Below are 12,621 nucleotides of genomic sequence, written 5' to 3'. Positions count from 1 at the left end.
TGTGCTGTGAGGGGTCGGCGCCCGGGGGACGCGCGGGTCTCGACCCGCGGTCGCGCCGTTGTCGGTGGTCGTGGATAGAGTCGGACCGTGGCTGACGTGAAGCGTGACCGACTGCTCCTTCTCGATGGGCACTCGCTGGCCTACCGGGCCTTCTTCGCCCTGCCGGTGGAGAACTTCTCGACCGTCACGGGGCAGAACACCAATGCCGTCTACGGCTTCACCTCGATGCTGGTCAACGTGCTGCGCGACGAGACTCCGACCCATGTCGCGGTCGCCTTCGACCTGTCGCGCCAGACGTTCCGGCTCGAGGAATACTCCGAATACAAGGCCAAGCGCAACAAGACCCCCGACGAGTTCAAGTCCCAGCTGCCACTGATCCAGCGACTGCTCGATGCGCTGCACATCCGCCACCTGTCCCTCGCGGGCTATGAGGCCGACGACATCATCGCGACCCTGGTGACCCAGGGGCTGGAGGCCGGGATGGAGGTGCTGATCCTGACCGGTGACCGCGACTCGCTGCAGCTGGTCACCGACTCCTCCACCGTGCTCTACCCGATGCGTGGCGTCTCCGACCTGGCGCGGATGACGCCGGAGGCCGTCGAGGCGAAGTACGGGGTCCCGCCGCACCGCTATCCCGAGATCGCCGCGCTGGTGGGGGAGGACTCCGACAACCTGCCCGGCATCCCGGGCGTCGGCCCGAAAACCGCCGCGAAGTGGATCAACACCTACGACGGCCTCGACAACGTCATCACCCACGCCGACCAGATCAAGGGCAAGGCCGGCGACAACCTGCGCGCCCACCTCGGCGACGTGATGCGCAACCGGCGGCTCAACGCCCTGGTGCGAGACCTGACCCTGGAGGTCGGCCCGGCCGACTTCGGGCGGGTCGAGTGGGACCGGGCAGCCGCGCTGGAGCTGCTCGACGAGCTCGAGTTCCGCGGCGAGATCCGCACCCGGATCACCGACGTGCTCGGTCCCGAGGACGACGTCCCGGTCGACGACAGCGGCTTCGCCCTGGAGGGTGAGGCGCTGGCTCCGGGTGCCGTCGCGACATTCCTCGAGGAGCTCGGGGCCACGCCCGTCGGGGTGCACGTGCGCGGCACCTGGGGCTCCGGCACCGGCCGCGTGGACGGGTTCGGCTTCGCGACACAGGAGCGGGCTGCGTACGTGGGGGTGGAGGAGCTCACCCCCGAGGACGAGGCCGCGCTGGCGGGCTGGCTCGCGGACGCCGCGAGGCCGAAGATCATGCACGACGCCAAGGGGCCCGAGCTGGCGATCGACGCCCACGGCTGGTCCTTGGGCGGGCTGGTCACCGACACGGCGCTGTCGGCCTACATCGTGGCGCCCGACCAGCGTTCCTACGACCTAGCCGACCTGACGTTGCGCTACCTCAAGCGTGAGCTCAAGCAGGAGGACGACGGCGGCCAGGAGTCGCTCTTCGGCGACGAAGAGGTCGGTGGCGACGGGGTGGCGAGGACCTCGATGCTCTACGCCCGAGCCGTGATCGACCTCGCTGTCGAGCTCGACTCGGCGGTCGAGGCCGCCGGCGGACACCGGCTCCTCTCCGAGGTGGAGCTTCCGCTGCTGCATCTGCTGGCGCGGATGGAGAAGACCGGCATCGCGGTCGACACCGAGCACCTCGACGCCTTGGAGCGACACTTCGCCGGCCAGATGAAGCAGGCGGCCGACGATGCCTACGGCGTGATCGGGAAGGAGATCAACCTCGGCTCGCCCAAGCAGCTGCAGGTGGTGCTCTTCGACGAGCTCGACATGCCGAAGACGAAGCGCACCAAGACCGGCTGGACCACCGACGCCGACGCGCTGCAGCAGCTCTACGTGAAGACCGAGCACCCGTTCCTCCTCGCCCTGCTGCGCCACCGCGATGTCACCCGGCTGCGGGTCACCATCGAGGGCCTGCTGAAGACCGTGCAGGACGACGGCCGGATCCACACCACCTTCAACCAGACGATCGCGGCCACCGGGCGGCTCTCCTCGACCGAGCCCAACCTGCAGAACATCCCGGTGCGCACCGAGGAGGGGCGCGGGATCCGCAAGGGCTTCGTCGTCGGCGACGGCTTCGAGTCGCTGATGACCGCCGACTACAGCCAGATCGAGATGCGGATCATGGCGCATCTGTCCGAGGACGCGCTGCTCATCGAGGCGTTCCGCTCCGGACGCGACTTCCACTCGATCACCGCCGCCCGGGTCTTCGGCGTCGACCCCGACGCGGTCTCCGTGGAGCAGCGGGCCAAGATCAAGGCGATGAACTACGGCCTCGCCTACGGCCTGTCCGCCTTCGGTCTCTCCCAGCAGCTCGGGATCGAGCCGAGCGAGGCGCGTGGGCTGATGGAGGAATACTTCGAGACCTTCGGCGGCATCCGCGACTACCTGCGCAGCCTGGTCGAGGAGGCGCGCCGCACCGGTTACACCGAGACCATCATGGGCCGCCGCCGCTACCTGCCCGACCTGCTCTCGGACAACCGTCAGCGGCGCGAGACCGCCGAGCGGATGGCGCTCAACGCCCCGATCCAGGGCTCGGCCGCCGACCTGATCAAGGTCGCCATGCTGCGGGTCCAGGCCGCCCTCGACGAGGCCGGCCTCTCCTCCCGGATGCTCCTCCAGGTTCACGACGAGCTCGTCTTCGAGGTGGCCACGGGGGAGCGGGAGGCGTTGGAGTCGCTCGTACGCGAGCAGATGGGCTCCGCCGCCGACCTCAACGTCCCCCTCGACGTCTCGGTCGGCACCGGCCTGTCCTGGCACGAAGCCGCCCACTGATCGCCGAGGCGTCCCTACATCGTCCGGGGGCGATGCCTCGGCGGATCAGGCGCGGTGTGGGGTCTGGCTGAGGCGCCAGAAGGTGACCGTCAAGAGGACGGCGGCGAGGGCGGCGTCGACGATGAGTACGGCCCAGACGAGTCCTTCGACGGTGGTCTGCATCGCGCCGAGAGCGAGGGCGGCGGCGACGGCCATCCAGAGAAGGTATGCCGAGAGCCGGCTGCGCCGGGCCAGGACCGAGTAGACGAGCAGCTGGAGTACGGACAGCACCATGCCGAGGATCGCGAAGACCCAGAGCAGGCCTTCGATCTCGGCGTAGTCGGGGCCGCCGATGAAGATCATCGCGAGCCACGACAGCAGCCACGAGCCGGCGATCGCGCACGCGCCGAGACCGCCGACGAGCGCGAGCGACTTGACCAGCGCGGAGCGGCGGCTGGCCTCGGCCGACATCGACGGGAAGGCAATGATCACCACGAACTGCGGTAGGAACAGCACCGCCTTGGTGAGGATCAGGCCACCGGCGTACAGGCCGGAGACGTGGTCGGTCAGCACGTTGCGCGCGATCAGGATGTCGACGTTGGAGAGCGCGAAGAAGCCCAGCAGCGCGAACGAGCCATGGAGCATCTCGACGACGACGGGCTTCACCGGCCCGGGCCTCGCGTCGATGTCGGCGCGACGTCGTAGCACCCACCATCCGACGACCGCCGGCGCGAACTGGGCCAGCGCGACGCCGGCCATGGCGGCGCCCTCGGTGGGGCGGATCCACATCGCGGCGGTGGTGACGATGACGCGGGGGACACCGAGAGCCAGGTAGACCATCGCCAGGGCGAGCCAACGACGCTCACCCTGCAGCACCCCGGCCTGACCGCCCATGATGGTCAGCGGTACGGCACACACCGCGACCAGCAGAGCTGGATAGATGGAGTCGAGCCGCAGCACCCGCCACACCAGCGGCGAGGCGGCGAGCATGACGATGCCGACGACGATGGCCGCACGGTAGGTCGCTCGCAGCACCGTCTGCTCGATGACGCGCTCCTGGCCGGGCGTCTCGGTCACCCGTCGCGACGCCGTCGCCTGCATGCCGAGCTGGACCACGCCGACCACGAGGAGCAGCGACATCATCGACGCGACGCCGCCGTACTGTCCGGGGCCGAGAATCCGGGCGGCGATGATCTGGAAACCGTAGGTGGCGACGTTGGTGACCATGATGCAGACGGCGAGGAAACCGCTGCTGCGGATGAGCGCGGACAGCCTGCGCCGGCGGGCGCTGGTCGGGCTGGCGGTCATCGTGGGCACTTGGAAAGCCTAGGGTGCGGCGGGTCACATGCCGGCACCGGCATTCGCCCAGGACCGGAACTCGATCGCCACAACTGACGTCTCGTCCGACATGACTGACGTCTCGCCCGGCCGGGGTGACTTCTCGGCGGGGCGGGGCCTGGGGAGGGCTTAGGGTTGCCGCGTGATCGAACGGGCGGCCCCGACCCTGTGGGCGGGTGTGCTGGCGGTGCTGATGCTGGGGCCGGCGCTGGGGGCGGGGTTCGTGCTCAGCTACGACATGGTGTGGGTGCCGGATCTCGTGCTGACCCGGGATGTGCTCGGCCTGGGGTCGGGGCTGCCGCGGGCGGTGCCCTCGGACGCCGTGATCGCGGTGCTGGACGAGGTCGTGCCGGGCCTCGCGCTGCAGAAGCTCGTGCTGGTGGGAGCGCTGGTCCTCGCCGGGGCAGGTGCCGCCGAGCTGGTGCGGGAGCGCTCGCTCGCCGCGGGGCTGGCGGTGGTGAGCCTGACCGTATGGAGCGCGTACGTCGCCGAGCGGCTGTGGATGGGCCACTGGCCGATGCTGCTGGCCTATGCCGCGGTGCCCTGGCTGGTGCTGGCCGGCCGCCGTTGGGCGGCGGCTGATCCCGGCCCGGTCGAGCGCAGTCCGGTGTGGCTGCTCCCGGTCCTGCTCGTCGGGAGCCTGAGCGCCAGTGCGGGGATCGTGTCGGCCGCCGTACTGCTCGCGACCGGTCTGCGCCGGGGCCGGCGACCGGTGATGCTGTTCGCGATGGTGGCCGCGGTCAACGCGCCCTGGGTGGTCGCCGGCCTGACCCACGCGGGGGAGGCGGCGTCGGCGACCGGGTTCGAGGTCTTCGCGCTGCGCGGCGACGCCCTGCCCGCCCCGCTGGCAGCGCTGACTCTCGGCGGGATCTGGAACACCTCGGTAGTCCCCGCGAGCCGCGAGAGCTGGCCGGCCTGGGTGGCCCTGGCGCTCCTGGTCGCGCTGATCGGTGCCGGGCTCCGGCGGTGGTGGGTCTCCGACAGCCACCGGATCGCGATCATGGGGCTGTGGGTGGCCGGGATGGCGATCGCCGTCGCCGGCTGGGCGGCGCCCGAAGCCCTCGACGACCTCGCTCAGGACATCCCCGGGCTCGCACTGATGCGGGACAGCAGCCGCCTGCTTCCGCTGTGCCTGCCGCTGCTCGTCCTGACCGTCGCGGCCGGGGTCGACGCGCTGCGCGACCGGCTTCGCGGGACCGCACCACGATGGGCCGCCGCCGTCGCCCTGGTCCTCGCCCCGGTCGCCGTCCTGCCCGACGCCGCCTGGGGTCTCGCCGGTGGCATCGGCACGGCCGACTACCCGACGTCCTGGCGGCAGGCGAGCGCGACGCTCGCCGAGGAGACGGCACCGGGTGACGTGCTCGTCCTGCCCTGGACCGCCTACCGAGCGCCGGCGTGGAACGAGCATCGTCCCGTCCTCGATCCGCTGCCGAGGATGCTGCCCAGGGCGAGCGTGACCAACGGCGACCTCGTCATCGGCCGGACCGAGATCGAGGGTGAGGACCCGCGCGCGACGGCCGCCGCCGAGGCCCTCGCCGCACCGGACCCCGAGGTACGGGCGAGCGAGCTGAGCCGCCTCGGGATCGGGTACGTCATCACCGACCGCGCCGCGGGCGAGGCGCCGCAGGTAGCGGGCGAGACGGTCCACGACAGCGACGACCTGCTCGTGCAGCGCCTGCCGGGGGAGGCGACCCAGCCGGCCGCGTACGACATGGGCCCGGTGGCGCTGACGGCGGTGGTCGTCGCGTGGGTGGCGTACGGCCTGGCCTGGCTCGGAGCCACAACATCAACAGTTCTGCTACTGATCAGTATTGTCCGCCGGCCGGCTGCTAAAGTTCGCCGCTAGGAGAGGGAGGTCACATATCCATGGGCAACATCATTGCCATCGTCGCCAGCATTCTTGTCGGCGGCGGAGTCGCCGCAGCGACCATCGTCGGAGTCGTCACCAGCAGCACGGACAACACCGTCGAGAATCCTCCGAGCGTCTCTGAGTCGACGGTTCAGTACGGCACCAACGACTGAGCTCGACAAAGCGAAAGAGGCCCGGCGGTGATCCGCCGGGCCTCTTTCGATATTGACGACAGTTACGACAGTCCAGAGCAGTCAGTCCGCGCTGACCACGTGCCCCTGGAGCGCCGAGGCGAGCACGGCGTTGAAGTTGAGCTGGCTCTGCTCCCAGGTGTGCTTGCGCGCGTGCCACCGGGCACCCTCGGCCAGCTCCTTGCGGCGGATCTCGTCGCCGAGCAGTTGGTCGAGCGCGGCCACGAAGCCGGCCTGGTCGTCGACCAGCACCCCGGACTCGCCGTCGTCGATCGACTCGGTCGTCCCGCCCGCGTCGCGGAAGGCGACGGTCGGGGTGCCGTGCTGGGCGGCCTCGGTGACGACCAGGCCCCAGCCCTCCTTCAGCGACGGCAGCGCCATCAGCCAGGACCGCTCGTAGACCGACTCCTTGGTCTCCTCGTCGACATGCCCCAGCATCTCGACGAAGTCCCCGGCCCCCACCCGCGAGACGTACGCAGCCAGCTCGTCGGCCCACCAGCCGCCGCCCACGATGCTCAGTCTCAGGTCCGGGTAGGACGCCCGTAGCGCCACCGCCGCGTCGACGGCGAGCTCGACCCGCTTGTGCGGCACGAGTCGCCCGACGACACAGATGGAGGGGTGCTCGGTCTTCGCCGGCCGGTCGCTCAGTGCCGGCGCGGCGCCGTTGTGCACGACCGCGACCCGGGCGGGGTCGACGCCGAGCGTGGCCAGCTCGGCCCGGGTGGCACGGGAGACCGCGACGTACTGCTTGTGACGGTAGAGCCGCGGTGCGAGCCACGACTCGACCCACCAGCCGATCCGTCCGGACAGCCCGGGGTAGACCACCGGCCACTGCTCGCGGTGGACGTGGTGGACGAGCACCGTGACCGGCGCCCTGGTGCCGAGCGGGCAGAAGAACGGGAGCCCGTTCTGGACGTCGATGACCGCGTCGACGCGGCCGATCGGGCCCAGCCGGCCCAGCGCCAGCAGCAGCACGCCCCACAGGTAGATGCTCAGCTTGCCACCGCGGCGTACGTAGCGGATGCCGTCGCGCTCCTCCCGGGCACGCGCACCCGGATAGGCGGCGGTGAACACGGTGACCCGTGCTCCCGCGCCGACCAGTCCGGCGGTGATCTGGTGGAGATAGTGCTCGGCTCCACCGGCTTCAGGGTTGTCTGTATCGCGCCAGCTGAAGACCGCCACATGGCGACCCTCCAGCTGCGCTCCCTCGTTGGCGCGCAAAACTCAGTTCTCCCCTGACTCGCAGTTTCCCCGCACTGAGCGCTCCCTCCCCAGGGGTCACGCAGTTACCGGAGAGTAGGACACTTCGTGACCAAATGCACACCCGCTGGGGTAATTCGGTTAGGGTTCCCGCCGTGCCGAACCTCCTCGACCCCCGGAGCGGGGACCAGATCGACGCCCCGGTCGGCAGCGGCTGGCGGGCGACGCTGCGGCGCTCCGTACGCCTCTTCAGCGACTTCCGCGTGGAGCAGACCGATCCCGCGCGCTTCTACACCGCGCTGGCGGCAGACTCGGTCGGCCAGCTCGCGCACTACACCGACGGAGAGACGCTTCAGGGCACGGTCCTGCTCGACGTCGGCGGTGGCCCGGGCTACTTCCGCGACGCCTTCATGAAGGCCGGCGCGACCTACCTCGCGCTCGACGCCGACGCCGGTGAGATGCAGGGTGCCGGGATCGTCGCCGAGGGCAGCATGCTGGGCGACGGGATGCGGCTGCCGGTCCGCACCGGCTCGGTCGACGCCTGCTACTCCTCCAACGTGCTCGAGCACGTCCCGACCCCGACTGCCATGCTCGACGAGATGCTCCGGGTCACCAGGCCCGGGGGCGTCGTCTTCTGCTCCTACACGCTGTGGTGGGGTCCCTGGGGCGGCCACGAGACCAGCCCGTGGCACCTGCTCGGCGGCCGGTACGCGCGCCGCCGCTACCTGCGCAAGCACGGCCACGAGCCCAAGAACAAGTTCGGCGAGTCGATGTACGCAGCGACCGCCTCCGCCGGGCTGCGCTGGGCGCGCGCCCAGCGCAAGGCGGGCAACGCCGAGATCCTGGCTGCGGTTCCGCGCTACCACCCGGCGTGGGCGGCGTGGCTGATGCGGGTCCCGGTGGTGAGGGAGGTGCTCTCGTGGAACCTCCTGCTCGTGCTGCGCAAGACGTGACCCCGGATCCACCCAGCGCCGTATCCACTGCATCCACTGCCTCGGGCTCCGCTTCGGCCACGTCCAAGCTGAGGATCACGGCGTACGTCGCGATCCTGACCGCGATCACGTTCACCCAGGCCCCGGGCCGGATCGTCGCGGACACCAAGTTCGACCTGAGCGCCGACCCGTGGACCTTCCTCGCCCGGGCGCTGAACATGTGGGACGCCCAGGGTGCCTTCGGCCAGGTGCAGAACCAGGCGATCGGCTACCTGTGGCCGATGGGCCCCTTCTACGGTCTCGGCCAGCTGGCGCAGCTGCCGGAGTGGGTGATCCAGCGGCTGTGGTGGGCGCTGCTGCTCAACCTGGCCTTCCTCGGCGTGCTGGTGGTGGCCCGGGAGCTGCAGCTGGGGCGGCCGTGGGCCCAGGTCGCGGGTGCCGCCGCGTACGTCCTGACGCCGCGCGTGATGACCATCCTCGGCGCCAACTCGGCCGAGCTGTGGCCGACCGCGGTCGCGCCGTGGGTGCTGCTCGCCGTCATCCGGGCCAGTGGCACCACCACTGCGAAGGACCTGGTGCGCTGGTGCGCCGTGGCCGCCCTCGCGGTCGCCTGCGCGGGCGGGGTCAACGCGACCGCGGTCTCGGCGGTGATCGTCCCGGGCGTGATCTTCCTGCTGACCAGGACCGGTGCCCGGAGGTTCGCCGCACTGGCGCTGTGGGGCGTGTTCACCATCCTCGCCACCCTGTGGTGGACGATCCCGCTGGTGCTCCAGGGCCGCTACATCCCGCCGTTCCTCGACTACATCGAGACCGCCGCGGTGACCTCCTCGACCACCGGCCTGCTGCCGACGCTCCTCGGCACCTCCGACTGGGTGGCGTACGCCGACCCGCTCTACTACCCGGCCGGGCAGAGCCTGCACGCCACGCCCTTCCTGGTTCTCGACGCGGCCGCCGTCGTCGCCATCGGGCTCGCCGGGCTGGCCGGCGTGGGCCGCGCGCGTCGCCACCCCGAGACCCGGTTCCTGATCGGCTGCGTGCTGGCCGGCGCCGTCCTGGTCGGGATCGGCTACACCGGTGCGCTGGCGGGCTGGGGAGCCGAGGCCCGTCAGGACCTCGTCGACGGCGCTCTGGCCGCGGTGCGAAACAGCCACAAGTACGACGCGGTGCTCCGTCTCGGGCTCGCCGCCGGGGTCGTGCTCACCGTCGAGACCATCCTCTTCCGCGCCGAGCTGGCGCGAGCCTCCGGGACGGCCACGAAGGCCGCGCAGTGGCTCAGGAGGGTGTTCGTCATCGCCGTGGTGGCCGCGCTGGCCGGCCTGGCGGTGCCCTGGGTGCGCGGCCAGGTGCCGCCACCGGGGTCGATCGAGAATGTCCCGGCCTTCTGGACCGACGCCGCCGACTACCTCTCCGAGAACGACGACGGCGGCGTGACGCTCGTGGTCCCGGCCGCCCGGTTCGGCGACTACCTGTGGGGCAGCACCCACGACGAGGTCCTGCAGCCCTACGCCGACTCCCGATGGGCCGTACGCGGCGTGGTGCCGCTGGCCGAGCCCGGCAACGTCGTCTGGCTCGACCGGGTCACCGAGGAGATCGAGCGCGGCACCCCCAGCGCGGACCTCGCCCCGATGCTGGCCAAGGCCGGGGTGACCCGGCTGCTGGTGCGCAACGACCTGCACTGGGGCACCACCGGCGCCCCACCGCCCTCGCTGGTGCACGCCACCCTCGCCCAGTCGCCCGGGCTGACCCGGGAGGCGAGCTTCGGCACCGAGTTCGGCAACACCACCTACCACCGCGAGAAGGGCACCCGCGTCCTCGTCGACGGGGGGCTGGCCGGGGAGTACCCCCCGATCGAGATCTACGAGGTCGACGACGCCACCTCCGACGGCACCCTGATCCCGGCGAAGACGACCGTGATGGGCGACCCCGGCGAGCCCGCGAGCGGGGCGCCCGCGGTGCTGACCGCCGATGACACCCGGTCGGCGACCGACGGCTCCGAGGAGAGGGCCGACGTCATCCTGACCGACGGCCAGCGGCGGCGTACGACCCTCTTCTCCGGGGTCCGCGCCAACTCCTCCGCGACCCGCACCGCCGAGGAGGGCGTCGACTCCGATCAGCCCGAGAGCTTCCACCGCTACCTGGAGGACCAGGAGCGGTGGCAGAGCACCATGGTCTGGCGCGGGGTCGAGGCCGTGGAGGCCTCCAGCTCGGCAGCGACCCCGGAGGAGGTCCCGGTCGACCGCGGCCGGGCGCCCTCGGCGGCCCTGGACGGCGACCCCGACACCGCGTGGCGCACCGAGACCGGTTGGGACCGCACCCCGGAGGGCGCCTGGTTCCGGGTGCGGTTCGAGGACGAGACCGACCTCGGCAAGGTCACCATCACGATCCCTGCGAACGTCGTCGGGGTCGAACGCCTCGAGCTCGTCGCCGGCGCCCAGATGCGCAAGGTCTACGCCCCGCTGCCGGGGGAGGAGGCGACGTACGACCTGACCGGGTTCAGTGCGCGCAACCTCACCATCACCGCCCGCGGAGCCACTGCCTACGGCCCTTGGGGGATCAGCGAGCTCGACATCGAGGGCGTAGACGCCCAGCGCCTGGTCTCGCTCCCCGAGCCGCCGGAGGACACCACGATCCGCAAGATCCGGCTCGGTCGCGACACCGATCGCAGCGGCTGCATCGCGACGACCGGAGCGAGGTCGAGCGGCGAGCTTGCTCGTCCGCTCGCGCCGAGCGAGGGAGTAACCGCGCGAAGCGCGGACCAGGGCGGCGTGCTCTACTGCGAGCCGTTCCTGGCCGCCACCGGTGACGACGGCGACGACCTGGACCGGCTCATCACGCTCACCCGCGGGCAGTCGTTCGACGTCACCGGGACCGTGTCGCTGCGCCGCGACCACTCCTATGCCGCGGCGGCCGCAGCCCTCGCCGGTGTGGACGTCACCGCCTCGAGCAGCGGAGACATCGCCCAGTCGGCGCTCGCGATGGCCGACGGCGACGACGGCACGTCCTGGCGGGCGCCGTCGACCGGTCCGGCCACGGTGACCCTCGGGCTGCCGGAGCGGCAGCGGATCAGGTCCCTGCGGCTCGTGGTCAACGAGGCCGCCCCGGTCAGCATCCCCACCGAGGTCGAGATCACCGACCTGCGCCGCCCCAAGCGCACCGTCACCCGCGAGGTCGACTCGGACGGCGACGTCGCGGTGCCCAGCGGCTGGCGCACCGACCGGCTCCGGATCCGGATCACCGAGACCGACGCCGCCTACGACCAGCCCTCCAGCATGGCCGACGCGACCGAGCTGCCCGCCGGCATCTCCGAGCTGGAGGTCAACGGCCGTCCGCTCGGCGACGGCGCGCTCCGGGCAGGCTGCGCCGACGGTCCGCCCATCCGCGTGGGCGAGCGGGTGCTGCGTACGGCGGTCAACGGGTCGCTCTCCGACCTGCTGCGCGGCGGCGAGGTGCCGCTGAGGGTCTGTGGCACGGCCCCGGTCGGCCTCGCCGCAGGCGAGAACACTCTGCTCGCCGATCCGGTCGGCGCCCTCCGTGTCGACAGCCTCGAGCTCAGTGCCGAGGTGATCGCGGACGCGGAGGCCCCAGAGGCGGTCGAGGTGGAGCGCGACGAGCGCGACGCCGCGGTCGCCGCGACGGTCTCGGCCGAGGCGTACGACCGGGTCCTCGTGCTCCCGCAGAACATCAACACCGGCGCCACCGCGACCCTGGACGGCAAGGTCCTGCGCGCCCAGCGGGTCGACGGCTGGCAGCAGGGCTGGATCGTGCCCGCCGGCGCCGGGGGAGAGGTACGTTTCGGCTTCGCGCCCGAGGACACCTACCGTGCCGGCCTGTTCGCCGGTGCGGGCGGCATGGTGCTGGTCCTGGCGCTCGCGATGGCGACCTCATGGCGCCGTCGCGGCACCCCGCCCAGCCTGGAGCTGTTCCCCGTGGCCGCGCCGTGGCGGTGGTACGACGGCGGGCTGCTGGTCCTGGTGGCCGGTCTGCTCGCCGGCTGGTGGGGCGCGCTGGCCGCCGTGGTCGCCTGGCTGCTGCCGCGTCTGACCGGCCGACGGCCGGCTCTCATACGTCTCCTGGCCGCCGGGTCCGGGGCAGCGCTGCTCGCCGGCGCCCTGGCCGTCGAGATCCTTCCGACCGCCTGGGACCTGCCCTGGGACCCGCCCGCCTGGACGGCTCAGGCGTTGTCGCTGGTCGCGATCGTGCTGGTCGCCGCGGCAGCCTCGGTCTCACCGAGCTCTGAGGCAGACTCGGGCACGGTCTCGGCGTCAGGCTCCGGCTCGGGCCGCCGCTTCGGCCGGCGCCCGGAGGGACGCCAGCCGCGCAGCCGCATCATCCGGCGCTCGAAGAAGATATAGGACAG

The 12,621-nt window shown here is 71.7% G+C and carries 7 protein-coding genes; 5 read left to right on the top strand and 2 right to left on the bottom strand.

The window, feature by feature from the left end:
* Positions 1-87 precede the first annotated feature (87 nt).
* Positions 88-2,775 carry a DNA polymerase I gene (gene polA, locus ACFWQC_RS17010; RefSeq protein WP_378680188.1) on the top strand — a complete coding sequence of 896 codons (2,688 nt, stop codon included), beginning with the start codon at positions 88-90 and terminating at the stop codon, positions 2,773-2,775.
* Between the two features lie 45 nt (positions 2,776-2,820).
* Here the strand turns inward: polA and ACFWQC_RS17005 are convergent, their stop codons facing one another.
* The gene (locus ACFWQC_RS17005; RefSeq protein ID WP_378680310.1) at positions 2,821-4,062 is read right to left on the bottom strand and encodes a lipopolysaccharide biosynthesis protein; all 1,242 of its coding nucleotides are present in this window, start codon (positions 4,060-4,062) and stop codon (positions 2,821-2,823) included.
* 172 nt (positions 4,063-4,234) lie between these two features.
* Here ACFWQC_RS17005 and ACFWQC_RS17000 point away from each other — a divergent pair, with 172 nt between their 5' ends.
* Together ACFWQC_RS17000 and ACFWQC_RS16995 are read left to right on the top strand one after the other, a co-directional pair.
* Positions 4,235-5,938 (top strand): hypothetical protein, encoded by a 1,704-nt coding sequence (locus ACFWQC_RS17000; protein WP_378680186.1) that lies wholly within the window; start codon positions 4,235-4,237, stop codon positions 5,936-5,938.
* Positions 5,939-5,958: 20 nt separating this feature from the next.
* The gene (locus ACFWQC_RS16995; protein WP_160024268.1) at positions 5,959-6,114 is read left to right on the top strand and encodes a hypothetical protein; all 156 of its coding nucleotides are present in this window, start codon (positions 5,959-5,961) and stop codon (positions 6,112-6,114) included.
* An 81-nt stretch (positions 6,115-6,195) separates the two neighbouring features.
* Here the strand turns inward: ACFWQC_RS16995 and ACFWQC_RS16990 are convergent, their stop codons facing one another.
* Entirely contained in the window at positions 6,196-7,353 is a 1,158-nt protein-coding gene (locus tag ACFWQC_RS16990; protein WP_378680183.1) for a glycosyltransferase family 4 protein, read from the bottom strand.
* Positions 7,354-7,487: 134 nt separating this feature from the next.
* On the opposite strand from ACFWQC_RS16990, the gene ACFWQC_RS16985 reads away from it, so the two are divergent.
* Together ACFWQC_RS16985 and ACFWQC_RS16980 are read left to right on the top strand one after the other, a co-directional pair.
* Entirely contained in the window at positions 7,488-8,285 is a 798-nt protein-coding gene (locus ACFWQC_RS16985; protein WP_355231199.1) for a class I SAM-dependent methyltransferase, read from the top strand.
* On the top strand, positions 8,252-12,616 hold the full coding sequence (locus ACFWQC_RS16980) for an alpha-(1->3)-arabinofuranosyltransferase family protein (protein ID WP_378680180.1): 4,365 nt from the start codon (positions 8,252-8,254) through the stop codon (positions 12,614-12,616). Before ACFWQC_RS16985 ends, ACFWQC_RS16980 begins: the two co-directional genes overlap by 34 nt.
* Positions 12,617-12,621: the final 5 nt, after the last annotated feature.

The sequence above is a fragment of the Nocardioides sp. NPDC058538 genome, from assembly GCF_042719275.1.
Taxonomy (GTDB): Bacteria; Actinomycetota; Actinomycetes; order Propionibacteriales; family Nocardioidaceae; genus Nocardioides.
The sequence above is the reverse complement of the archived record's forward strand: the minus strand, read 5'-3'. Positions and strand labels throughout refer to the sequence as shown.